We start from the raw sequence: 24,825 nt of genomic DNA on the forward strand, positions 1-24,825 counted from the left end.
GAATCGCGGTCAGCTGGCAGCATGCTGTACATCGGAACCGGAGAACAAAAATGAAAATAGTCATCGCCCCCGACTCGTTCAAGGACAGCCTCAGCGCCCAGGCCGTGGCGGACGCCATCGCAGGAGGGCTGGCCGAGGTCTGGCCGGACGCGCAGCTGATCAAGTGCCCAATGGCCGATGGCGGCGAGGGAACGGTGGAGGCGGTGCTCGCGGCCTGCGATGGCCAATGGCGCGAGGCGCGGGTCCGTGGCCCGCTGGGCGCCGCTGTCCAAGCCCGCTGGGGCTGGTTGCCCGACAGCCGCACGGCGATCATCGAGATGGCCGAGGCCAGCGGCTTGCAACTGGTGCCGCCGGGACAGCGCGACGCTTGTTCCAGCAGCACCTATGGCACTGGCGAACTGATCCGCGCCGCTTTGGATGAAGGGGCGAGCCGAGTCATCCTGGCGATCGGTGGCAGCGCCACCAACGACGGCGGCGCCGGGGCGATGCAGGCACTGGGCGCGGCATTGCTGGACGACCACGGCCAAGCCCTGCCCCCCGGCGGCCTGGCCTTGGGCAAACTGGCGCGTATCGACCTGGGCGACCTGGACCCACGCCTGGCCGGCGTGTGCTTCGAGATTGCCGCCGATGTCGACAACCCCCTTTGCGGTGCCCATGGCGCTTCAGCCGTGTTCGGCCCGCAGAAAGGCGCCTCCGCCGAGCAGGTGCAACAACTGGACCGGGCGCTGGGGCACTTTGCTGAACATTGTGCCCAGGTGTTGAACCGCGACGTTCGCGACGAACCCGGCAGCGGTGCCGCTGGCGGCCTGGGGTTTGCCGCCAAGGCGTTCCTCCAGGCGCAGTTTCGTACCGGCGTGGAAGTCGTCGCGCAATTGACCGGCCTGGCCGATGCGATCGACGGCGCCGACCTGGTGATCACCGGCGAAGGCCGTTTCGACGCCCAGACCCTGCGTGGCAAGACGCCGTTTGGCGTGGCCCGTATCGCCCAGCGGCGCGGCGTACCGGTGGTGGTCATCGCCGGCACGCTGGGGGAGGGCTACGAAGCGCTTTATGAGCACGGCATCGATGCCGCGTTTGCCCTGGCGAATGGGCCGATGACGCTACAAGAAGCTTGCACCGATGCGCCACGCCTGCTGGCCGAGCGGGCCCGGGACATCGCCCGGCTCTGGCGAGTGGCGGCGCGCTGACTTGCCCTTGGGGCAGTCGCCAGGACGCATCAGTCGTCGGAGATTGCCTTGGGACATTGACCCGCCCGCACACCCTGCGTAGCCTTGCGCCTTCGAGGTTCTTCGGCACGCGCCGAAGCTAGGGTCTGTATGAAATGTTCGCGTACAGAGCCTGAGAAGGGAACGCGGTCCAAGCCGCGGCTGCCCCCGCAACTGTGAACGGTGCTGTTTCTGCAAGGCCACTGTGCTTGCCCTATACAACGGGCGCACGGGAAGGCGCAGCAAAATGTCAGTCCCGGCTTTGAAAAAAGCCGATTTGGCCCGCCGTCAGCCAGGAGACCTGCCTCGACAACAGATTCTCACTACAACCGGGCGGGGTGATCCGGTGGCGAAATCTTCCGCGCGCGCCTGTGCCAGTGGTTGTCGTCCCGTTTGCCCGCCACCTTGCCAAAGGGCATCCGATGAAAACACTGGCCAAACTCCCCGTCACCATCGTCACCGGTTTCCTCGGGTCGGGTAAGACCACCTTGCTGCGGCACATGCTCGACAACGCCCAAGGCCGACGTATCGCGGTCATCGTCAACGAGTTCGGCGAACTGGGCATTGACGGGGAGATCCTCAAGCAGTGCTCCATCGGTTGCACCGAAGAAGAAGCCAACGGCCGCGTCTATGAACTGGCCAACGGCTGCCTGTGCTGCACCGTGCAGGAAGAGTTCTTCCCGGTGATGCGTGAGTTGGTGGCGCGTCGCGGCGACCTCGACCACATCCTCATCGAAACCTCCGGCCTGGCCTTGCCCAAGCCGCTGGTCCAGGCCTTCCAGTGGCCGGAAATCCGCAGCGCCTGCACCGTCGATGCGGTCATCACCGTGGTCGATAGCCCGGCCGTGGCCGCGGGCACCTTCGCCGCGTTCCCGGACAAGGTCGATGCCCAGCGCAAGCTGGACCCGAACCTGGACCATGAATCACCGCTGCACGAGCTGTTCGCCGATCAACTGGCGAGCGCCGACCTGGTGATCCTCAACAAAGCCGACCTGATCAACCCCGAGGACCTGGCCAAAGTCCGCCTGGAAGTCGCCGAAGAGCTGCCGCCAGCGGTCAAGGTCATCGAAGCAAGCAACGGTCGCCTGCCGCTGGACGTGTTGATCGGCCTGGGCGCGGGCTCCGAGGAACACATCGACAGCCGCCACAGCCATCACGACCACCACCATGACGGCGATGACGACGACCACGATCACGATGCCTTCGATTCGATTTCCATCGAACTGCCCCAAGCTGACGAAAGCCTGCTGCTGGACGCGCTGACGCAACTGGTAATTCAGCATGACGTATTGCGGGTCAAGGGCTTCGCGGCCATCCCGAACAAGCCGATGCGCCTGTTGATCCAAGGTGTGGGCACGCGCTTCGACAAGCACTTCGACCGCCAGTGGGGCGCCGATGAAGCGCGCGTCACACGTCTGGTACTGATCGGCCAGGCCCTGGACGCCGGGCTGCTCGAAGCGCAGTTGCGCGCCGCCCTCAGCGTCTAAACCATGCACCTGCTCAGGACCCAGCCCGGTGGTTTCGTGTCGGATGACAACATCGCCGACCTCGGGCAAACCCCCGCCGAGCTGGTGATCCTGTGCAGCGGCGATTCCAGTCTGGCGCTGCTGGCAGAAGCGGCGCGGCAGTTGCCGGACGATTTTCCGCAGTTTCGCCTCGCCAACCCGATGCAAGTGCAGAACCACGCCTCGGTGGATCTGTACGTTGAAGATGTATTGCGCCACGCCAAGGTCATCCTGCTGTCGTTGCACGGTGGCATCGGCTATTGGCGCTACGGCATCGAGCGCCTGGTGGAACTGGCCGGGCGCGGGGTGAAACTGATCCTGGTGCCGGGGGACGACCGTCCGGACCCGGAGCTCAGCGACCTGAGCAACGTGTCCGCCGAGCACCGCGATCGGCTCTGGCAGTTTCTTCGTCAAGGCGGATTGGAAAACGCCCTTAACCTGTTCCGTCACCTGGGCAGCCAATGGTTTGGCCGCGATTATCCGTGGGGCGAGCCCCAGCCCTTGGCGCGCACGGCGATCTATCACCCGGAAAAAACCAACGCGACCCTGAATGATTGGCAAGCGGACTGGCGGGCAGGCGATCCCGTAGCGGCGCTGTTGTTTTATCGCTCCCACCTGCAAGCCGCGAACACCGCGTTCATCGACGTGTTCTGCCAGCGGCTGCAAGCGGCGGGGCTCAACCCTTTGCCGATCGCCGTGGCGAGCCTCAAGGAACCCGGTTGTCTGGCACAGGTGGAAGACTGGCTGGACGAAGTGGCAACGGGGGTTATTCTCAACACCACCGGCTTTGCACAATCGAGTCCGGAAGCGCCGCACTTGCGGCCGTTTCGCCGCGATATCCCGGTGATCCAGGCGATCTGCGCCCAGGACAACGAACCCGGCTGGCGCGCCAGCGAACAAGGCCTGGGCCCACGGGACCTGGCGATGCACATCGCCTTGCCGGAGCTGGACGGGCGAATCATCAGCCGGCCCATCAGTTTCAAGGACCTGGCCTGGCGCAGCGAGCGCAGCCAGAGCGATGTAGTCTGCTACCGGGCGATACCCGAACGCATGGATTTTGTCGCTGGACTGGCCCGCCGCTGGACCACCCTGGCGCGCCTGCCCATCGGCGAAAAGCGCGTGGCGCTGATCCTCGCCAACTACCCGACCCGGGACGGACGCATCGGCAACGGCGTCGGCCTGGACACGCCAGCGGCGGCGCTGAATATTCTGCGGGCGATGCAGGCCGAGGGTTATCCGCTGACCACCGAGCTGCCGGCCAGCGGCACCGCGCTGATCCGGCAGTTGCTCGGCGGCGTTACCAACGACCTGGATAGCCTCGACCTGCGGCCTTGTCATCAGAGCCTGGCCGTCGACGCGTACCGGGCCCTGTTCGACGCGCTGCCCGAGGCCAATCGCCAAGCGGTGCTGGAACGTTGGGGCGCACCCGAGCAGGACCCGATGTTCCGTGACGGACGCTTGATGATCGCCGGCCTGCGCCTGGGCCTGACGTTCGTCGGCATTCAGCCGGCGCGGGGGTATCAGGTCGATCCGAGCGCGGTGTACCACGACCCGGACCTGGTGCCGCCCCATGGCTACCTGGCGTTCTATTTCTGGTTGCGCCACACCTACGGCGCTCACGCCGTGATTCACGTCGGCAAGCACGGTAACCTCGAATGGCTGCCGGGCAAGGGCGTCGGGCTGTCGGAAAACTGCTGGCCGGACGCGCTGCTGGGGCCGCTGCCAAACATCTATCCGTTCATCGTCAACGACCCGGGCGAGGGCGCTCAGGCCAAGCGGCGTACCCAGGCGGTGATCATCGACCACCTGATGCCACCGCTGACCCGCGCCGAAACCTACGGGCCGCTGCGCAACCTGGAGCTGCTGGCTGACGAATACTACGAGGCGCAATTGCTCGATCCGCGCCGCGCCAGGGAATTGCAACGGGACATCCTGGCCCTGGTGCGCGAGACGCATATCGACCGCGAGCTGCAACTCGACGCCGGCCTCGACAGCGACGCCGACGCGGCGATCTGGCTGCCGCGCCTGGACACCTACCTGTGCGACCTGAAGGAATCGCAGATTCGCGATGGCCTGCATATCTTTGGCGAGTCGCCGAGCGGACGGCTGCGCATCGACACCTTGCTGGCATTGCTGCGCATTCCCCGTGGCGACGGCAAGGGCGCCCAGTCGAGCCTGCTACGGGCCCTGGCCAAGGCGTTCGGGTTGGGCTTCGATCCGCTCGATTGCACCTTGGCCGAGCCTTGGGCCGGCGAGCGCCCCGAGGCTTTGCGCGACGTCAGCGATGAGCCCTGGCGCACCGTCGGCGACAGCCGTGAGCGTCTGGAGCTGTTCGCGGCGCGACTGATCGAGCAAGCCTTGGCGGGCGATATCGCGCAGCTCGACGCGCCGGGTTGGGAGACGGTGCACGGCATCATCGACCACCTGCGTGCCGTCGTCGCGCCGCGCCTGGATGCCTGTGGCTCGGCGGAGATGCGCGGCTTGCTCGACGCATTGGGCGGGCGTTTCGTACCGGCCGGCCCCAGTGGCGCGCCGAGTCGCGGACGCTTGGATGTGCTGCCCACCGGGCGCAACTTCTTCTCCGTCGACGTGCGCAACTTGCCCACCACCACGGCGTGGCGCATCGGTTTTCAGTCGGCGAGCCTGATTCTGGAGCGGCACCTGCAAGACCACGGCGATCACCTGCGCCAGCTCGGCCTGTCGGTGTGGGGCACCGCCACCATGCGCACCGGTGGCGACGACATTGCCCAGGCCATGGCGCTGATGGGCGTGCGTCCGGTGTGGGCCACGGGCAGCCAGCGGGTCGACGATTTCGAGATCCTGCCGTTGAGCCTGCTGGACCGGCCTCGGGTGGATGTGACGTTGCGGGTGTCCGGGTTTTTCCGGGACGCCTTCGCCAATCTGATCCGCTTGTTCGATGCGGCGGTGCAAGCCGTAGCGGCCCTGGATGAACCCGATGACATGAACCCGCTGGCGGCCAAAGTGCGTGCCGAGCGCGAAGCCTTGCTGCAATCGGGCTTGCCCATGGAAGACGCGGCGCGCCAGGCCGGCTGGCGGATTTTCGGCGCCAAGCCCGGCGCCTATGGGGCGGGCGTGCAGGGGGCCATCGACGGTCGGCTCTGGCAGAGTCGCGAAGACTTCGCCGAGGTGTACCTCAACTGGGGCGGTTATGCGTATGGTGCGGGCGACGAAGGCACCGCCGCGCGGGCGCAATTTTCCCGGCGCCTGAGCCAGGTGCAAGCGGTGTTGCAGAACCAGGACAACCGTGAGCACGACCTGCTCGATTCCAACGATTACTACCAATTCCAGGGCGGCATGCTCGCAGCCGTGGAAACCCTCAGCGGCGAAACCGCCGCCAGTTATCACGGCGATCACAGCCAACCGGATCTGCCGAAGATCCGTACCTTGAAAGAAGAACTCAACCGAGTCATCCGTTCCCGCGCGGCCAATCCGAAGTGGATCGATGGGGTCAAGCGTCATGGCTACAAAGGCGCGTTCGAACTGGCGGCGACGGTGGACAACCTGTTCGCCTTCGACGCCACCACCCAGTTGATCGAAGACCACCAGTACGCCTTGCTGGCCGATGCCTATCTGCTCGATCCGCATACCCGTGACTTCGTCCGGCAGCACAACCCCGACGCTCTGCGGGACATGACCGAGCGCATGCTCGAAGCGCAGCAGCGGGGGATGTGGCAGGCGCCGGGGGATTATCGCGAGGCGCTGGAAAACCTGCTGCTGGACATCGAAGAAGATGGCTGACTTACCGACGGATGACGGCCGCTGGTGGCGAGGGAGCTTGCTCCCGCTCGGCTGCGAAGCAGTCGTCATCCAGAACAGCAGCGTGACCAAAGGTTCTTGGGGCCGCTGCGCGCTACAGCGGGAGCAAGCTCCCTCGCCACAGGGGACCTCCTTACATTGATGAGATTTCTCATATGACCGACACCCCACATTTCCCCCTCGCCGCCGTGGTCGGCGCCGATGCGCTGAAACTGGCCCTGTGCCTGGCGGCCATCGATCCGAAGATCGGCGGCGTGCTGATCGAAGGCCCGCGCGGGATGGCCAAGTCCACCCTGGCCCGGGGCCTTGCGGATATGTTGGCCAGCGGTCAGTTCGTGACCTTGCCCCTTGGCGCCACCGAGGAGCGGCTGGTGGGCACCCTCGACCTGGACGCGGCATTGGGGCAAGGGCGCGCGCAGTTTTCCCCGGGGGTGCTGGCCAAGGCCGACGGCGGCGTGTTGTACGTCGATGAGGTGAACCTGTTGCCTGATCACCTGGTGGACCTGCTATTGGATGTCGCCGCCAGCGGCACCAACCTGATCGAGCGCGACGGTATTTCCCACCGGCATCCGGCGCGTTTCGTGTTGATCGGTACGATGAACCCGGAAGAAGGCGAACTGCGTCCGCAACTGCTCGACCGCTTCGGCCTCAACGTGGCCCTCGATGGCCACACCGCACCGGCCGAGCGCGGGCAGATCATCCGTCGCCGCCTGGATTTCGACAACGACCCGGCGGCGTTTTGCGCCGAGTGGGAGCCGGCCCAGCAGCGGTTGCGTGAACGCTGCGAACAGGCCCGCGCAGGCTTGGCCCAAATCCCCCTGGATGACGCGGCGCTGGGGCAGATCACCGAGCGTTGCTTTGCCTGCGGAGTCGATGGGTTGCGCGCCGACCTGGTCTGGCTGCGGGCTGCCCGCGCGCATGCCGCCTGGCGTGGCGCGCACGCCATCGCTGCTGAAGACATTGATGCCGTTGCCGAATTTGCCCTGCGTCATCGCCGCCGCGAGCATGCCGCTCCGGCCCCCGCGCCAAACCAGGCCCCACCTTCGAACCCGAATGAAACCAGCCAACCCAGCGAAGGCCAAGGCCAAAGGGGCGACCTGCCGCCCCGGGCGTTGCCGACCGGCGCCCGACGAGACGTGCCGAGCTGGCCAAAAAAGCCCTAGGCATTCGCCCCCGTTCGCCGTCGGGGGCGAATGCCAGACCCCGTCCGGGACGTCTGGACCATGGGCGCCAAGGCCACGGCAGAGCAGCGTCCAACGGTGTGGTGGACTGGCCGGGCACGCTGCTCAAGGGGCGCCCGCGCCTGGCTGCGGACCTGCGTTTCAAATCGCGGCAGCGTTCAGCCCATGAACTGTGGTTGGTGATTGTCGACGCATCGGCCTCGACCCGTCGCCATCGGGCCTTGAGCGACGGCAAGGGCCTGCTGGCGCAACTGTTCGACGAGGCCTACCGACAACGCGCACGGTTGGCGCTGTTGACGGCCAGCGGCGCCACGCCGACCTGGCAAGTGCAAGGGCTCAAGGCCTCCCACGGCCTGGTGAAGTGGCTCGACGCGCTGGGGGCCGGTGGTGGTACGCCGTTGCTGGCGGCGATCGGCGAGGCGCAGCGCTGGCTGGCCTCCCGTCGCAAGCGCTTCCCGGCGGAGCGACAGCGGGTGTTGCTGATGACCGACGGCCGGGTGAGAGACGGGCAACCCATGCCGCCCCTCGATTGCCCCAGCCTGCTCATCGACATCGAGCGCGGGCCGATCCGCCTGGGTCGGGCGCGGCAATTGGCGGGGCAGTTGGGGGCTGAGTATCGGCATATTGATGAAGGCACTTGAAATGAGCTGTGGCTGTCTGGGCCCTATCGCGAGCAAGCTCGCTCCCACATGGGTTTCGCTGTGAACACATAACTGCTGAACACCCCAGCTCCCTGTGGGAGCGAGCTTGCTCGCGATGGCATCGCCCCGGTTCCAATGCTCTGCCCACCCAACCCGCATCACTGCTCTATGCTCAAGCAACTCTCAAAGGAATGAACCCATGCGCGTACTCGTCACCAACCCCCAGGACGATTTCAGGGTCAAGGCCTACGCAGGCACCAACGGTGTGCTGCTCGCCATGGACCTCGCCGAGCCACGACGCAAGGGGCTGTTGGGCTTCGCCATCGAGAAGCAGCACGGTGACAAGCCGTGGCTGTTCCTGTTCAACAGTCTGACCTTCCCCGACAAGGCCCACACCTTCCCGCAGTTCCATGCCACGCCCAGCGACAAGGCGCCGTTGCAGAAATTTCGCTGGGCCGATTATGCGGTCAACCCGGGCACGACGATCCATTACCGCGTGCACCTGGCCTACGGCAGTCCCGATGCGCCGCAGTTGGGCGAGGCCCTTGAGTTGACCGTCACCAGCGATGACGGCCAGCCTGCCAACCAGAGCGTCATCTTCAATCGCGCGGTGGCCGCCAGCCAGGCGTTCCAGCGCAAGTTTCCGGAATTGGACAGCCTGATCAGCGCCAATCGGAGCCTGTCCATCGAAGACTGGCCAGATGCGCCGCGTCGCTGGCTGGAAAACGGTTTGCTGGGGCGCCTGGTCGGCTTCATCGACCGGGCCCTGGATGCAAGCTGGGCGTTGGACGTGGCCATTTATGAATACGAACTGCCGGTGATTGTCGAGGCGGTCAACGCGGCCCATGCGCGCGGCGCTCGGGTGAGGGTGCTTTACCATGCCCAGCCGGAGGACGACGCGACGATCAGCAATGAAGCCAGCCTGCAAAAACTGCCGGCGGCGAACAAGCGTGGTCGAGTCACCCATAGCATTTTCCACGACAAGTTCATCGTCCTGAGCAAAATCGACCGGCATGGAGTGCCGACACCCGAGGCCGTATTGTGTGGCAGCACCAACTTCACCGCCAACGGCGTCTATCGCCAGGCCAACGTCATCCATGTGCTGGACGATCCACGCATCAGTGACAGTTATCGCCAGGTGTTCGAGCAGATCTGGGCCAACCCCGGGGACGTCGACGCCACCCGCGATTGGCTGACGCTCAGCAATCCCATGGACGGCGACGAAAAACTCTTCGCCGGTTTTTCGCCCCGCAACGGCAAGGGCGATCTCGATCGCTTTGTCGAGATCATCGCGGCCGCGCGCAAGGACCTGCTGTTCGTCACCGCATTCGTCTTACCCGAGCGGATTCTCGATGCCTTGCTCGGCCAGCCGAACGACGACGTGTTGCGCTACGGCCTGCAAAACACCACCAGCCGCATCACCGGTTTCCATGCCGACCGCACCGCCGAATTCGCCGCCACCGCGCTGCTCAATACCGGCCTGGAGGGTTGGCTGCGGGAAAACATGAAAGGCCAGAAGGGCAACCTGCTGGTCCACACCAAGGCCGTGGTCACCGACTTCACCAGTGACTCGCCGACCATCATCAGCGGCAGCCACAACCTGAGCGCCGCCGCCAGCGCCAGCAACGACGAGAACTATCTGATCATCCAGGGCGACACCGACCTGGCCGACCGCTACGGGCTGGAACTGCTGCGCTTCTATGAGCACTACCGGTTTCGCTATTTCGCAAAAAAGCTCGCCCTCAAGCAGGTCCAGCCCCTGGCGCCGGACGACAGCTGGAGCGATGACTATTACCGCGAGGGCGATCTACGGATGTTGTCCAGGATCAGGTTTTGCGGCCGTTGAAGCGGCCGTCGAAAACGTTTCCACGTTGTGCTGCCAATCGCTGCGCCACGGCGCAGATCCTGCCGTAAACCGCTCGGCAAAACGTCGCCTGGCGCACCATAACTGCCCCCAAACCCTCAGAAACACGGGCGCAGCGCCCGTGTCTGGAGCATCCCGCAAAGTCTGCTGAGCGGGCCCCGCAAAACGGTGGTTTGTACCAAGCGGCGACTATTTTTAACGGTTTTTCCACGGTCTCATGGTGTTGTAATGAAAACGTGATGCAGCGTTGCCGCGAGCCTCACGAATGGCGTCAATGTTTGCTTCGTCATGCCTTCAACAACAAATCCAGGACCGCACTCATGAGCTTTCTTCGACCCAAGTACATCACCTTCGACTGCTACGGCACGTTGACCAACTTCCAGATGGGCAACATGACGCGCGAGCTGTTCGCCGACCGTGTCGATGCCGGGCAGATGGACCAATTCGTCAAGGACTTCGCCGCTTATCGCCTGGACCAGGTGATGGGTGACTGGCGGCCTTATGATGAGATCATCAAGACCTCCCTGATGCGGGTCTGCAAGCGTTGGAACGTCGAATACCGCGGCGAAGGCCAGCTCTATTACGACGCCGTGCCAACCTGGGGCCCCCACGCCGATGTGCCGGCGGGCCTGTCGAAGATCGCCGACAAGATCCCCCTGGTGATTTTTTCCAATGCGATGGACGAGCAGATCATGTCCAACGTCGACAAGCTCGGCGCGCCTTTCCATAAAGTGTTCACTGCCCAGCAGGCCCAGGCCTACAAGCCGCGGCTGGCCGCGTTCGAATACATGCTCGATAACCTCGGCTGCGGGCCGGAGGATGTGCTGCATGTGTCGTCGAGCTTCCGTTACGACCTGATGCCGGCCAATGACATGAAGATCAAGCACAAGGCCTTCGTTGCTCGTGGTCATGAGCAACCGGGCAACTCGATCTACAACTACCACCAGATCCCCGATATCGGCGGGCTGCCTGGACTGGTCGGGCTCTGAAACCGAGCGAACGCTTCAAGGCGAAAGGGGTTTAGACATGGGCAGTGAGTCTTATTGGCTCGATACCGCACCGGCCTTCACCGGTGCCCAGGTCGGCGGGTTGCCCGACCAGGTCGACGTCGCCATCGTCGGTGGCGGTTTCACCGGTCTGGCGGCGGCCCGGGCCCTGGCCTTGAAGGGCGCCCGGGTGGCGGTGCTGGAGGCGGGAAGGGTGAACGGGCAGGCGTCCGGGCGCAATGGCGGGCAGTGCAACACCGGCGTCGCCCAGGACTATGCGGCATTGTCAGCAAGCCTGGGTGCCGATAAGGCCCGCGCTTATTACCTGGCCTACGAAAGCGCCGTGCAGAGCGTCGTTTCGTTGGTCGAGCAGGAAGGGATTGCCTGCGACTTGACGCGTCACGGCAAGCTCAAGCTGGCCGCCAAGCCGATGCACTACGAAGGGTTGGCGCGCACCTGTGAACTGATCCGCAAGGAGGTCGATGCCGAGGTTCAATTGTTGTCGGCGAAGGAAGTTCGCGCCGAGGTCAATTCGGACCAGTTCCACGGCGGCCTGCTGCAGCGCAATGGCGTACAGATGCATGTCGGGCGCTTTGGTGTCGGCCTGGCCGAGGCGGCCGCCCGTCATGGCGCGTTGATTTTCCAGGGCGTCGAGGTGAAGGACTGGAAGACCCGCGGCAGCGGCTATCAAGTCAACACGAACAAAGGCGTGCTGCATGCCTCGCAAATTCTGCTAGCCACCGGTGCGTGCCAGCAAGGCGGGCTGGGTTGGTATCGGCGACGCATCGTCCCGGTGGGCAGTTTCGTGGTCGCCACCGAGGTACTGCCACAGGCGCTGATCGACAGTTTGCTGCCGGCCCGTCGCTCCTACGTCACCAGTCGCATGATCGGCAATTACTTTCGCCTGACCCCGGACAACCGCTTGCTGTTTGGCGGCCGTGCGCGGTTTGCCATGTCTGACAGTGTGTCCGATGCCAAGAGCGGCAAGGTGCTGCAAGCGGCGATGGTGCAGATGTTCCCGCAGTTGGCCGACGTGAAAATCGACTATTGCTGGGGCGGACTGGTGGACATGACCTCTGACCGCTTGCCCCGCGCCGGCCAGCATGGCGGCATCTACCACTCCATGGGCTACAGCGGCCACGGCGTGCAGATGTCGGTGCACATGGGCCAGGTCATGGCCGACGTCATGGCCGGCAAGGTCGAGGCCAACCCTTGGCGCGAGCTCGACTGGCCGGCGATTCCCGGGCACTTCGGCAAGCCCTGGTTCCTGCCGTTTGTAGGCGCGTATTACCGCCTGCAGGACTACCTACACTGATTCATAAGGCGTTGTTTGGCGTTTCAACCGTTGCGACGACCGTGCGCAACCGAGCCCCTATCACTTGCGGAAGGTAGAACTGACATGACTGACAATAAGAACAGCATCGACGGCCAGTTGATTACGGGCGAAGAAAGTCTGCGGGTTTTCGAAGGGCTCAATCGCGGCATGTCGCGCCGCCACGCCTTGCAAATGCTCGGGCTGGCCGGGGTCGCCGCGGCCGGGGCCGGCAGCCTGTTCGGCGCCGCCGGCAAGTTGTGGGCCGATGACGCCACGAGCCCAGGCAAGGGCAAGCCCGGCGGACGTATCCGAGTGGCGGGCATCACCAGTTCCACCGCCGATACCCTGGATCCGGCCAAGGGCTCATCGTCCACCGACTACGTGCGCCATTACATGTTCTACAACGGCCTGACCCGTTTCGACAGCCACATGGTGCCGCAACTGGAGCTGGCCGAACGCATCGATACCACCGATGCGACGCTGTGGGTGATCACCCTGCGCAAGGAAGTCACCTTCCACAACGGTAAAGGACTGACAGCGGCGGACGTGGTGTTTTCCCTGCTGCGGCACAAGGATCCGGTCACCGGTTCGAAGGTCCTGCCGCTGGCCTCGCAATTCGAGGAGGTCAAGGCCAACGGGACCCACGAGGTGCAGATCCGCTTGAGCGGCCCGAATGCCGAACTGCCGTCGATTCTGGCCGTGTCCCACATGCTGATCGTGCCCGAGGGCACCACGGATTTCAGCCAGGGGGTCGGCACCGGTCCGTTCAAGGTCAAGGAGTTCAAGCCGGGAGTACGCTCGATCGGCGCCCGCAACACCAATTATTGGAAGCCCGGCTTGCCCTACCTGGACGAGATCGAGTTCATTGGCATTGGCGACGAGCCGTCGCGGGTCAACGCGCTGCTGTCGGGCGATGTGCAGATCATCAACGAGGTCAACCCGCGCTCGACGACCCGCATCAAGGACAGCGCAGGCCACCGTGTCGTCGATTCGCCCTCGGGCAACTACACGGACCTGATCATTCGTCAGGACCAGATGCCAGGCCAGAGCCCGGAATTCACCCAGGCGATGAAACTGTTGCTGGACCGCGAGCAGGTCAAGTCGGCGATTTTCCGTGGCTTCGCCAGGGTCGGCAACGATCACCCGATTGCGCCGGGCGCGCGCTTCTTCAACGCCGACCTGCCGCAACGCACCTATGACCCGGAAAAGGCGCGTTTCCTGCTGAAGAAAGCCGGCATGGAAAACATCAGCATGCCGGTGATGTGCTCGCCGGCCGCCACCGGTTCGGTGGACGTCGCCGTGCTCTTGCAGCAGTCGGCGAAGGAGGCCGGGCTCAAGCTCAACGTCAATCGGCTGCCGAGCGACGGCTACTGGTCCAACCACTGGGCCAAGCACCCGCTGAGCTTCGGCAACATCAACCCACGGCCGAACGCCGACATGCTGTTCTCGCAGTTTTTCCAGTCCTCGGCGCCGTGGAACGAGTCCGGCTGGAAGAACCCGCAATTCGACCAACTGCTGGTGCAGGCCCGTGGCGAAACCGACGAGGCCAAGCGCGGCAAGATGTACGCCGACATGCAGACGCTGGTGCATGAGCACAGTGGCATCGGCATCCCGGTGTTCATCAGCAACATCGATGGCGTCGACCAACGCGTCAAGGGCTACGGCACCAATCCGCTGGGTGGCTTCATGGGCTACATGTTCTCCGAGCAAGTCTGGCTGGACGCTTGATGAGCGTGGTCTGGCTCCGTGACATGGCAAGAGGATCGGGTGATGAATAGCAACACATTGTGGTTGATCGGCCGGCGCCTCGGCGCCGCGATCGTGACCCTGCTGATCGTCTCGATGGTGGTGTTCGCCATCACGGCGGTATTGCCGGGAGACGCGGCGCAACAGTCCCTTGGACAGTTCGCGACGCCTGAACAAGTGGCGGCCCTGCGGGTGAAGATGGGCCTCGACCAGCCAGGCGCATTGCGCTACCTGCACTGGCTGACCAGCCTGCTCAGCGGCGACCTCGGCGTATCGATTTCCAATGCCGTGCCGGTCAGCGAGCTGATGGCCGGACGAGTGCCCAACACCTTGATGCTCGCGGCCGCCACGGCGCTGGTGTCGGTGCCGGTGGCACTGATCCTCGGAATCGGCTCGGCGATGGGGCGAGGGGGGCGCATCGACAGCGTCCTGAGTTTCTTCACGCTGACGATGGTGGCGGTGCCGGAGTTCCTGGTGGCGACGCTGGCGGTGTTGATCTTCGCGGTCAACCTGGGCTGGCTGTCGGCGCTGTCCTACTCCAGCGAAATCACCTCGCCGCTGCAATTCATGCGCACCTATGCCTTGCCGGTCATGACGCTGTGCTGCGTGATCGTTGCGCAGATGGCGCGCATGACCCGGGCGGCGGTGATCGATCAGCTCGACAGCCCCTACGTTGAGATGGCTCGCCTCAAAGGCGTGAGTCCGGTGCGGGTGGTTTTGCGCCACGCCTTGCCCAATGCCATCGGGCCGATCGCCAATGCCATCGCCTTGAGCTTGTCCTACCTGCTGGGTGGCGTGGTGATCGTCGAGACGATCTTCAACTATCCCGGCATCGCCAGCCTCATGGTCGATGCCGTGACGAACCGCGACATGGCATTGGTCCAGGCCTGCACGATGCTGTTTTGCACGGCGTACCTGATGCTGGTGTTGATTGCCGACCTGTGCGCAATCCTGTCCAACCCGAGGCTGAGAAACCAATGAACAATCTCATTGCGAAGTCCCCGCCTGCTGCGCCCGAACTGGCCTATGGCAAGGTTTCCAACGGCGCCTCCTGGCTCGGCCTGCTCGGCGCCGCCATGTGCGTCATCTGGTTGCTGGTGGCCATTTTCGGACCCTGGCTGGCGCCGCACCCGGTGGGCGAAGTGGTGTCCGACAACGTCTTCGACAGCTTCAGCGCGGCGTACCCGCTGGGCACCGACTACCTGGGCCGCGACATGCTCAGCCGGATCATGGTGGGCGCAAGGTTCACCGTCGGCCTGGCCTTGGTCGCGGCGGTCCTGGCGAGCGGCTTGGGAACCACTTGCGCGCTGTTGTCAGTGGTCTCGCCGAAGTGGCTGGACGAGCTGATCAGCCGCCTGATGGACGCCTTCATTTCGATCCCGAGCAAGATGCTTGCGTTGATCATGGTTTCGGCCTTCGGCTCCTCGGTGACCTTGTTGATCTGCACGGCGGTGCTGAGCTTCACGCCGGGCGCATTCCGGATCGCCCGCAGCATGGCCGTGAATATCGAGGCTTTGGAGTACGTGCAGGTGGCCCGTACCCGTGGCGAGCGCAGGTTGTACATCGCTTGTGTGGAGATCCTGCCGAACATGCTCAACCCGGTGCTGGCCGACTTGGGGCTGCGCTTTGGCTTTATCGTGCTGCTGCTCAGTGGCATGAGCTTTCTCGGCCTGGGCGTGCAGCCGCCGGACGCGGACCTGGGCTCTCTGGTACGCGAGAACATCGGCGGTCTCAACCAGGGCGCGCCAGCCATCGTGATTCCGGCCCTGGCCATTGGCACCCTGACGATCGGCGTGAATCTGTTTATCGATCGCCTGTCTTCGCGGCGCAATCGACGCACGGGAGGTCATTGAAATGAGCGAATTGATTCGAGTCGAAAACCTGCGGGTAGTCGCCTGTGGCGAACGCGGCGAGGTGGAGATCGTCAAGGGCGTCAGTTTTTCTCTGGCAAAAGGCGAAGTGCTCGCATTGATCGGCGAGTCCGGTTCCGGCAAGACCACCATTGCCCTGGCGCTTCTGGGTTATGCCCGACGCGGCTGTCGCCTGGCCGGTGGCGTGGTGCGCATCGGCGAGCACGACATGCTGGCCTTGAGCGAAGGCGAGCTGCAAGGCTTGCGCGGCAATCGCGTCTCGTACATTGCCCAAAGCGCCGCGGCGGCATTCAACCCAGCGAAAAAGCTCATCGACCAGGTGGTCGAGGGCGCGCTGATCCATGGCCTGGGCAGCCGGGCGGTGCTCGAAGCCAAGGCCATCGAACTGTTCCGTGACCTGGCGTTGCCGAACCCCGAGCGCATCGGTCAGCGGTATCCCCATCAAGTCTCCGGCGGGCAATTGCAACGGGTCATGGCGGCAATGGCGCTGATCAGCGATCCGCTGCTGGTGGTGCTCGATGAGCCCACCACCGCCCTGGATGTGACGACCCAGATCGATGTGCTGCGCGCTTTCAAACGCGTGGTGCGCGAGCGGGGCGCGACGGCGGTGTACGTGTCCCATGACTTGGCTGTCGTCGCGCAGATGGCCGACCAGATCGTAGTACTCAACGGCGGCGAGATATTCGAGCAGAGCGCGACCGCGCCGTTGCTCAAGGGGCCCGCCCATGCCTATACCCGAAGCCTGCTGGCGGCGGCGCGTCCGGACACGACGATCCGTCCGCCCTGCGGCCTCGCGGAGGACGCTCCGCTGTTGACCATCCGGGGGCTGACCGCCGGCTACGGCAACAAGAACCCGCAAGGCATGCCGGCGATTCGCGTGCTGGAGGACATCGACCTCACCGTGCGCCGGGGCCAGGCCATCGGGGTGATCGGTGAGTCCGGTTCAGGTAAATCGACCTTGGCCCGGGTGGTGGCGGGGTTGCTGCCTCCGGCCCTTGGCGGGTTGACCTTCGACGGCCAGCCATTGGGCGGCAGCTTGCAGGAACGCACTGCTGACCAGTTCCGCCGCATCCAGATGGTTTTCCAGAACGCCGACACCGCCCTTAACCCCATGCATAGCATCAGCGCCATCCTGAGCCGGCCGTTGAAGATGTATTTCGGCCTCAAGGGCGCGGCCCTGCGCGAGCGCATCGGCGAGTTGCTCGACCTGGTCCGTTTGCCCCGGGACTTGGCCGAGCGACGTCCGAGCGAGCTGTCCGGCGGTCAGAAACAGCGGGTCAACCTGGCCCGGGCGCTGGCGGCCAAGCCGGACCTGATCCTCTGCGATGAAGTGACGTCGGCCCTCGATACCGTGGTCGGCGCGGCGATCCTTGAACTGCTGCGCGACCTGCGCCAACAACTGGGCGTGTCGTACCTGTTCATCAGCCACGACATCTCCACCGTGCGAGCGCTGTGCGACGACATCGTGGTGATGTACAGCGGCCACAAGGTCCAGTCGGGGTCTCGGCAATCGTTCGCCCAGGCACCGTTTCATCCCTACACGGACCTGCTGATCCATTCGGTGCCAGAGCTGCGCCAGGGCTGGCTGGAAACCTGCGGCGCGACGACTTGCGGTACGTTGCCGGCGTTGGGGCCAACGGCCAATGAACCGGATCTGTGCACATTCCTCGGTCGCTGCCCGGTACGGGTCGATGGGGTGTGCAACCATATCGCGCCACCCCGGCGCATCATCGATGGCGGCAGCGAGGTGCTCTGTCACCACGACAGCGGCGAACTGCTGAAAAGCCAGCGGGATTCAAACAGCATGATCGTGGGAGCCTACGCATGAACGCGCGTTTCGTGAGGTTGGCCGAACAGGGCCGCCCCGTCGTCAACCTGAAGGTCGATGGCGTGCCCATCACGGCGTTGCAGGGCGATACGTTGATGGTCGCCTTGCTGACCCATGGCCCAGCGTTGCGCCAGTCGGAATTCGATCCCGGCAGCCGCGCCGGCTTTTGCCTGATGGGCGCCTGCCAGGATTGCTGGGTCTGGACCCGCAGCGGCGAACGCTTGCGCGCCTGCTCCAACGAAGTCCGCGAAGGGCTGGATATCATCACCACGCAACCGGAGGCGATATGGCCACTGCGCGGATAGTCATCGTCGGCGCCGGACCAGCCGGCGTACGCTGTGCCCAGACGTTGGTCGCGGCAGGGTTCAGGCCGATCCTGATCGACGAGAACCGTCGCGACGGCGGGCAGATCTACCGGCGCCAGCCCGAAGGGTTCACCCGAGACTACGGGACGCTGTACGGCACCGAAGCGGCCAAGGCCCGTGATTTGCACGAAAGCTTCGATCGCCTGCGCCCCAACCTCGACTATCGTCCGGATACGCTGGCGTGGAACCTGACGCCGGGTCAATTGAGCTGCGTCAGCCAGGGTCGCCATACGACCGTGGATTTTGACGCACTGATCCTCTGTACCGGTGCCACCGACCGCTTGATGCCGGTCGAGGGCTGGCAGTTGGGCGGCACGTATAGCCTCGGTGGGGCGCAGATTGCCTTGAAGGCTCAGGCGGTGTCCATTGGGCACCGGGTGGTGTTCATGGGCAGCGGGCCGTTGCTGTACCTGGTGGCCAGCCAATACGTGAAGGCTGGCGCCCAGGTCGCGGCGGTGCTGGACACCTCGCCATTGGTCAAGCGCATCCTGGCCTTGCCCAAGCTCATGGCGCGTCCTGGCCTGCTGTTCACGGGCATGAAACTGCTGGCGCAGCTGTACCGGGCGAAGGTTGCGGTACACCTGGGTATTTCGCCGCTGCAAGTGCTCGGCGAAGCGACCGCCGGAGTGAGCGGCGTTCGGGTACGTCGCGCAGACGGCCAGGAACTGACGGTGGATTGCGACGCGGTGGCGTTGGGGTATCACCTGCGTCCCGAAACCCAGCTGGCCGACCTGGCGGGCTGCCGCCTGCGCTTCGACGAGGCTTCCGGGCAATGGCTGCTGGACACCGACGAAGAAGGTCGGACGTCGGTCAGTGGCATCTATGCGGCGGGGGACGGCTCGCGAATTCGGGGTGCCGACGGCGCCGAGCATGCCGGGCGGCTGGTGGCCATGGCGCTACTGGGTGACTTGCAGCAACCGGTGGATGCGGCCCGATTGGCCGAACAGCGCGGGGCGTTGAAGGTGATGGACGAGTTCCGCCTCGGCCTCGCCCAGGCGTTTCCCTGGCCGGCCGCGCAAGCCAAGGCCTTGCCGGACGAAGCCATCGTCTGCCGCTGCGAAATGATCAGCGCCGGTGAGCTGCGGCGTACCGTCAGCGAGAAGGGGGCCTGTGAAGTCAATCGGGCCAAGGCTTTCAGCCGGGTCGGCATGGGTCGCTGCCAGGGCCGTTATTGCTCCCAGGCCGGGGCCGAGGTGATTGCCGCGGCGGCCGGCGTGCCGGTGCAAGAAGTCGGACGCCAGCGCGGACAGGCACCGGTCAAACCGCTTTCCATGCTGACTCAGGAGGTCACGCCATGACCGTTGAAAAGGCCGATGTACTGATCGTCGGTGGTGGTTTCATGGGCGCGGCGTCGGCGTTTTTCCTGCGCCAGCGGGGCCGGTCGGTGATCCTGCTGGAGCGCGACCAGATCGGCCAGTATGCCAGCGGCGTCAACTTTGGCAACGTGCGACGCCAGGGCCGTTTTCTCGGGCAGCTGGAATTGGCGAACCGTTCCTGGGCGCTGTGGAAACGCCTGCCGGAACTGATCGGCGAGGACCTGGAATTCATTCCCAGCGGACACATGCGCGTGTGTTACCGGGAAGAGGAAATCGAGGAGCTGCAAGCCTACGCCGATGCCCCCGAAGCCCGGCAACTGGAACTGCAGATTTATCGGGGCAGTGAACTGCACGGGCGCTTTCCGTTCCTGGGCAAGGACGTCAAGGGCGGCTCGTACGCCCCCCATGACGGTCACGCCAACCCGCGTCTCGCGGCACCGGCATTTGCCCGCGCGGCGCGGCGCCTCGGTGCCCGCATCGAAGAACGCACGGAAGTGGCCGAGGTGCACAAGGCCAATGGCGAATTCAGCGTCACCACAACCGATGGCCGCCAGTTCCGCGCCTCCCAATTGCTGATCACAGCCGGTGCCTGGGGACAAAAACTTTCCGGGCAGTTCGGTGAGCCGGTGCCGCTGGCACCCAACGGTCCGCAAATGGCCGTCACCGAGCCGGTGCCCTATGCCTTGCCGACGGTGATCGGGGTGTACACGAAGATTCCCGAAGAAGTGATCTACTTCCGGCAGATTCCACGGGGCAACATCATCATCGGCGGTGGCTACCGTTGCGAGCCGGACATGCTCAACCGCCGCGCCCATGTCGAACCGCGCAGCCTGCTCAACCAACTGGACCAGATGCGGCGCCTGGTGCCGGGCATTGGCAACCTCAACATCATCCGCGTGTGGAGCGGTATCGAAGGCTACCTGCCCGATAACCTGCCGGTGATGGGCGCCAGCGGCAACGTCGACGGCCTGTACTACGCCTTCGGCTTCAGCGGCCATGGTTTCCAACTCGGTCCGGGCGTCGGCGACGTCATGGCCGAACTGATCAGCACCGGCACCACCAGCACGTCGATCGAACCGTTCTCCATCCGCCGGTTCACCCCGTCCGAACAACGGAGCAAAGCCTCATGAAACCTCGCGTCCTGGCTATTTTCGAGCGCCTGTTGGCGTTCGAAACGGTTTCCTCGGAATCGAACATGGCGCTGATCGAATACGTCCGCGATGTGTTGGCGGGCAAAGGCATCGAATCGCTGATCGTCAAGGACGAGAGCGGCAAGAAAGCCAACCTGTTCGCCAGCACCGGCCCCCGTGAGGTGCCAGGGGTCCTGCTATCCGGCCATACCGACGTGGTGCCGGCGGCGGGGCAGGCCTGGACCGTTCCGGCATTCCAGGCGACGGTGCGCGATGGCCGGGTCTACGGGCGCGGTAGCTGTGACATGAAAGGCTTCATCGCCCTGGCGATCGACGCCATGCTCGACGCGGCCGACCAGCCGTTGAGCCGGCCGCTGCAACTGGCGCTTTCCCATGATGAAGAAATCGGCTGCGTGGGCGTTCGCCGCCTGCTCGACGTGCTGCACCTGGCCCCGGTGCGACCGTTCCTGTGCGTGATCGGTGAGCCGACCAACATGCAATTCGTGTTGGGCCACAAGGGCAAGGGCTCCTACCGCACCTACTGCCGAGGCCTGGAAGCGCACTCATCCCTGGCCCCGCGCTCGATCAACGCCATCCACGTGGCGTGCGACTTCATCGCGGCGTTGCGCCAGAGTCAACGGCAGTTGCAGGAGCAGGGCGCCCAGGACAGCGACTATGACGTGCCCTACAGCACGGTGCATGTCGGGCAGATCGTCGGCGGCAAGGCACTCAATATCGTGCCGAACCTGTGTACGCTGGACTTCGAAGTGCGCAACCTGCCGGCCGACGATCTGGATCGGTTTCTGGAGCAACTGCACGAGCACGCCGAAGTGATCGTCCGCGAGGCGAAAAAGCTCTCGAACGTAGCGGACATCCAGATCGAGACGCTGAATGTCTATCCGGGGCTTGATACGCATCCGAGCGTCGAAGCGGTGCGGTTTCTCAAGCATTTCGCTGAGCCGGGTACCGGGACTGCGAAGGTCTCTTTCGGCACCGAGGGTGGGTTGTTCAAGCAGCGGCTGGACGTGCCGGTGGTGGTGTGTGGGCCGGGCTCCATCGAACAGGCGCATAAGCCGGATGAGTTTATCGAAGTGGCGCAGATGGAGGCGGGGGAGCGGTTCCTGGCTGGGTTGCTTGGGGCTTTGAAGGTTTAAACCGCGTCCACCGCAAGGCACCCAGATTTAGCCACGCCAAAGAAACCTGTGGGAGCGAGCTTGCTCGCGATGGGCCCAGCACATTCGACTCACTCATGGGCTTATACGCCGCCTTCGCGAGCAAGCCCGTTCCCACGCACCAAGCAAGAACAAAGCAGTCGCAGTCCTATCGGTATAGCCTGCCGCTTCACCCCAAAACTTCAGCATCCAACACCGCCCAACCTCCGCTTTCAGCATCCTGCGCCGCGGCACCTCCTTAGACTGGAACTACCTCGGAACAGGACGCGACCATGCTCACTCAACTTCTGAAAGACCCCAGCCTGCTGGCGGAACTGGCTTATATCGACGGGCAGTGGGTGGGGGCCGACGATGGCGCCACCCTCGACGTCATCAACCCGGCCACCGGCCAAACGCTCGCCCGCGTCCCCGCGATGCAAGGCAGCGAAACCCGACGCGCCATCGAGGCAGCGGACGGGGCCTGGGCGGCATGGCGCGCGCGTCCGGCGGCGGAGCGGGCGGCGATGTTGGAGCGCTGGTATCAGGCCATGATGGACAACCTCGAAGACCTCGCGCTGATCATGACCCATGAACAGGGCAAGCCACTGAATGAAGCCAGGGGCGAGATTCGCTACGGCGCCGGCTTCGTCAAATGGTTCGCCGAAGAGGCCCGTCGGGTCTATGGCGAGACCATTCCGGCCCCCAGCGGCGACCGTCGGCTGCTCACGCTGAAGCAACCGGTCGGCGTCTGCGCCGCCATCACACCGTGGAACTTCCCCAACGCGATGATCACCCGCAAGTGCGCTCCGGCGCTGGCGGCGGGGTGCCCGGTGATCGTCAAGCCGTCGGACCTGACACCGTTGTCCGCCCTGGCGCTCGCCGTGCTGGCCGAGCGGGTCGGGATTCCGGCCGGGGTCTTCAATGTGGTCACGGGCATGCCCGCTGGCATCGGCGAAGAGCTGACCGGCAACCCGACGGTGCGCAAGATTTCCTTCACCGGCTCGACGGCGGTCGGCCGCCTGTTGATGCGCCAGAGCGCCGAGCACATCAAGCGCCTGAGCCTGGAACTCGGTGGCAATGCGCCGTTCATCGTGTTCGACGATGCTGATCTGGAACAGGCCGTGGCCGGCATCATGCAAAGCAAGTTTCGCAACGCCGGCCAGACCTGCGTCTGCGCCAACCGCATCCTGGTGCAGGAAGGCATCTACGAACGTTTTGCCGAGCGGCTGGTGCAGGAAGTGCGCAAGCTGAAGATCGGCGATGGGCTCGAAGCCGACGTGATGATCGGCCCATTGATCAATCCTGCTGCGGTGAGCAAGGTCGCCCGGCATATCAACGATGCGCTGAGCCAGGGCGCGCGCCTCCTGTGTGGCGGCATTCCTCAAGGCGACAGCCAGTTCGTCGAGCCGACGGTGCTGGGCGACGCCCACGCCGGGATGTTGCTTGCCAATGAAGAAACCTTCGGCCCGGTTGCACCGCTGATGCGCTTTTCGACGGAGGACGAGGCACTGGCTTTGGCCAATGCCACGCCTTATGGCCTGGGTGCCTATTTCTTTACCCAGGACCTGCGGCGCTCGTGGCATTTCGGCGAGGCGTTGGAGTTCGGGATGATCGGGCTCAACACCGGGATCATCTCCATGGAGGTGGCGCCTTTCGGTGGCATCAAGCAGTCCGGCCTGGGGCGCGAAGGCAGCAAGTACGGCCTGGATGAATACCTTGAAGTGAAAGCTTTCCATATCGGTGGGCTGTGATGCGGCCTTCGTTTGAACAGACAACCGGGAGTCAGGACTGATGAGCAAACCCTTTAGAATCGCCGCGATTGCCGGCGATGGCATTGGCAAGGAAGTATTGCCCGAAGGCCTGCGAGTATTGGAGCAGGCCGCCAGGCAATGGCAGTTGGACCTGGACATCCAAGTGTTCGATTGGGCTCACTGCGATTATTACCTGGAGCACGGGCAGATGATGCCCGTCGACTGGTTCGAGCAACTCAAGGGCTTCGACGCGATCTACTTCGGCGCCGTGGGATGGCCGGACAAGGTCCCGGACCACATTTCCCTGTGGGGCTCGTTGCTCAGGTTCCGCCGCGATTTCGACCAGTACGTGAACATCCGCCCGGTGCGGCTGTTCCCGGGCGTGCCCTGTCCGCTGGCCGGACGGGAGGCGGGGGATATCGATTTCGTGGTAATCCGCGAAAACACCGAGGGTGAATATTCCTCGGTCGGCGGCAAGATGTTCGAAGGCACCGAGCATGAATTCGTCCTGCAGGAATCGGTGTTCACTCGCCGAGGCGTCGACCGGATTCTCAAGTTCGCCTTCGACATGGCCCAATCCCGACCGCGCAAGCGCCTGACGGCCGCGACCAAGTCCAACGGGATTTCCATCAGCATGCCGTACTGGGACGAACGCACGGCCTTGATGGCCGAGCAATACCCCGAGGTGACATGGGACAAACAGCACATCGACATCCTGTGCGCCCGTTTCGTCCTGCAACCAGACCGCTTCGATGTGGTGGTCGCCTCGAACCTGTTCGGCGACATCCTTTCCGACCTCGGCCCCGCCTGCGCCGGCACTATCGGCATCGCGCCGTCGGCGAACCTGGATCCGCAGCGGCGCTTTCCCTCGCTGTTCGAACCGGTGCACGGCTCGGCGCCGGATATCTATGGGCAAAACATTGCCAACCCGATCGCGATGATCTGGTCGGCAGCGTTGATGCTGGATTTCCTTGGCAACGGCGATGAGCGTTATCGCGCGGCCCATGACGGGATCCTGCGGGCCATCGAGCAGGTGATCGCACACGGGCCGATAACCCCGGACCTGGGCGGACAAGCCTCGACCCAGGACGTCGGCAAGGCTATCGCCGCGGGGCTTTGAGGGCCTGGCGCACTATCGCAAGCCCATGTGGTCGTAACCTTCAGCGCATCCATGCCTGAACGTCACGACCCAT

Annotated in this window: 18 protein-coding genes and 1 riboswitch; all 18 genes read left to right on the forward strand. The window is 64.4% G+C overall.

Annotated features, from left to right (window positions below; genetic code table 11):
• Nucleotides 1-50: 50 nt before the first annotated feature.
• Entirely contained in the window at nt 51-1,187 is a 1,137-nt protein-coding gene (locus M1D68_RS10590; RefSeq protein WP_457970274.1) for a glycerate kinase, read from the forward strand.
• A gap of 104 nt (nt 1,188-1,291) precedes the next feature.
• Nucleotides 1,292-1,528, forward strand: a riboswitch (cobalamin riboswitch).
• Nucleotides 1,529-1,627: 99 nt separating this feature from the next.
• Nucleotides 1,628-2,692 (forward strand): cobalamin biosynthesis protein CobW, encoded by a 1,065-nt coding sequence (cobW, locus tag M1D68_RS10595; protein ID WP_420767731.1) that lies wholly within the window; start codon nt 1,628-1,630, stop codon nt 2,690-2,692.
• Between the two features lie 3 nt (nt 2,693-2,695).
• Entirely contained in the window at nt 2,696-6,469 is a 3,774-nt protein-coding gene (gene cobN, locus M1D68_RS10600) for a cobaltochelatase subunit CobN (RefSeq protein ID WP_457970276.1), read from the forward strand.
• 173 nt (nt 6,470-6,642) lie between these two features.
• The gene (locus tag M1D68_RS10605) at nt 6,643-7,650 is read left to right on the forward strand and encodes an ATP-binding protein (RefSeq protein ID WP_457970278.1); all 1,008 of its coding nucleotides are present in this window, start codon (nt 6,643-6,645) and stop codon (nt 7,648-7,650) included.
• Nucleotides 7,632-8,309: a vWA domain-containing protein gene (locus tag M1D68_RS10610; protein WP_434564097.1), complete on the forward strand. Its 678-nt coding sequence runs from the start codon at nt 7,632-7,634 to the stop codon at nt 8,307-8,309. The genes M1D68_RS10605 and M1D68_RS10610 overlap by 19 nt, the downstream gene beginning before the upstream one ends.
• Nucleotides 8,310-8,508: 199 nt before the next feature.
• Entirely contained in the window at nt 8,509-10,155 is a 1,647-nt protein-coding gene (locus tag M1D68_RS10615) for a phospholipase D-like domain-containing protein (RefSeq protein WP_457970280.1), read from the forward strand.
• Nucleotides 10,156-10,493: 338 nt separating this feature from the next.
• Complete coding sequence (locus tag M1D68_RS10620) at nt 10,494-11,162, forward strand: haloacid dehalogenase type II (protein WP_420766630.1); 669 nt, start codon at nt 10,494-10,496, stop codon at nt 11,160-11,162.
• 37 nt (nt 11,163-11,199) lie between these two features.
• Entirely contained in the window at nt 11,200-12,474 is a 1,275-nt protein-coding gene (locus M1D68_RS10625; protein ID WP_434563649.1) for an NAD(P)/FAD-dependent oxidoreductase, read from the forward strand.
• Nucleotides 12,475-12,558: 84 nt separating this feature from the next.
• The gene (locus M1D68_RS10630; protein ID WP_457970282.1) at nt 12,559-14,202 is read left to right on the forward strand and encodes an ABC transporter substrate-binding protein; all 1,644 of its coding nucleotides are present in this window, start codon (nt 12,559-12,561) and stop codon (nt 14,200-14,202) included.
• Between the two features lie 42 nt (nt 14,203-14,244).
• The gene (locus tag M1D68_RS10635) at nt 14,245-15,201 is read left to right on the forward strand and encodes an ABC transporter permease (RefSeq protein ID WP_420766627.1); all 957 of its coding nucleotides are present in this window, start codon (nt 14,245-14,247) and stop codon (nt 15,199-15,201) included.
• Nucleotides 15,198-16,073 (forward strand): ABC transporter permease, encoded by an 876-nt coding sequence (locus tag M1D68_RS10640; RefSeq protein ID WP_420766626.1) that lies wholly within the window; start codon nt 15,198-15,200, stop codon nt 16,071-16,073. The genes M1D68_RS10635 and M1D68_RS10640 overlap by 4 nt, the downstream gene beginning before the upstream one ends.
• A gap of 1 nt (nt 16,074) precedes the next feature.
• Nucleotides 16,075-17,919, forward strand: coding sequence for an ABC transporter ATP-binding protein (locus M1D68_RS10645; RefSeq protein WP_420766625.1), 1,845 nt, complete (start codon nt 16,075-16,077; stop codon nt 17,917-17,919).
• A complete protein-coding gene (locus tag M1D68_RS10650; RefSeq protein ID WP_420766624.1) occupies nt 17,916-18,224 on the forward strand; it encodes a (2Fe-2S)-binding protein in 309 nt (102 codons plus the stop codon). Before M1D68_RS10645 ends, M1D68_RS10650 begins: the two co-directional genes overlap by 4 nt.
• Nucleotides 18,206-19,582 carry an FAD/NAD(P)-dependent oxidoreductase gene (locus M1D68_RS10655; protein WP_420766623.1) on the forward strand — a complete coding sequence of 459 codons (1,377 nt, stop codon included), beginning with the start codon at nt 18,206-18,208 and terminating at the stop codon, nt 19,580-19,582. The genes M1D68_RS10650 and M1D68_RS10655 overlap by 19 nt, the downstream gene beginning before the upstream one ends.
• Entirely contained in the window at nt 19,579-20,730 is a 1,152-nt protein-coding gene (locus tag M1D68_RS10660) for an NAD(P)/FAD-dependent oxidoreductase (protein ID WP_457970285.1), read from the forward strand. Before M1D68_RS10655 ends, M1D68_RS10660 begins: the two co-directional genes overlap by 4 nt.
• Nucleotides 20,727-21,884, forward strand: a complete 1,158-nt coding sequence (argE, locus tag M1D68_RS10665) for an acetylornithine deacetylase (protein ID WP_457970287.1) — start codon at nt 20,727-20,729, stop codon at nt 21,882-21,884. The genes M1D68_RS10660 and argE overlap by 4 nt, the downstream gene beginning before the upstream one ends.
• A gap of 290 nt (nt 21,885-22,174) precedes the next feature.
• Nucleotides 22,175-23,632: an NAD-dependent succinate-semialdehyde dehydrogenase gene (locus tag M1D68_RS10670; RefSeq protein ID WP_457970289.1), complete on the forward strand. Its 1,458-nt coding sequence runs from the start codon at nt 22,175-22,177 to the stop codon at nt 23,630-23,632.
• Between the two features lie 40 nt (nt 23,633-23,672).
• Nucleotides 23,673-24,752 (forward strand): tartrate dehydrogenase, encoded by a 1,080-nt coding sequence (locus M1D68_RS10675; protein WP_457970291.1) that lies wholly within the window; start codon nt 23,673-23,675, stop codon nt 24,750-24,752.
• The last annotated feature ends 73 nt before the right edge of the window (nt 24,753-24,825 follow it).

This window comes from Pseudomonas sp. R4-84, assembly GCF_054130985.1.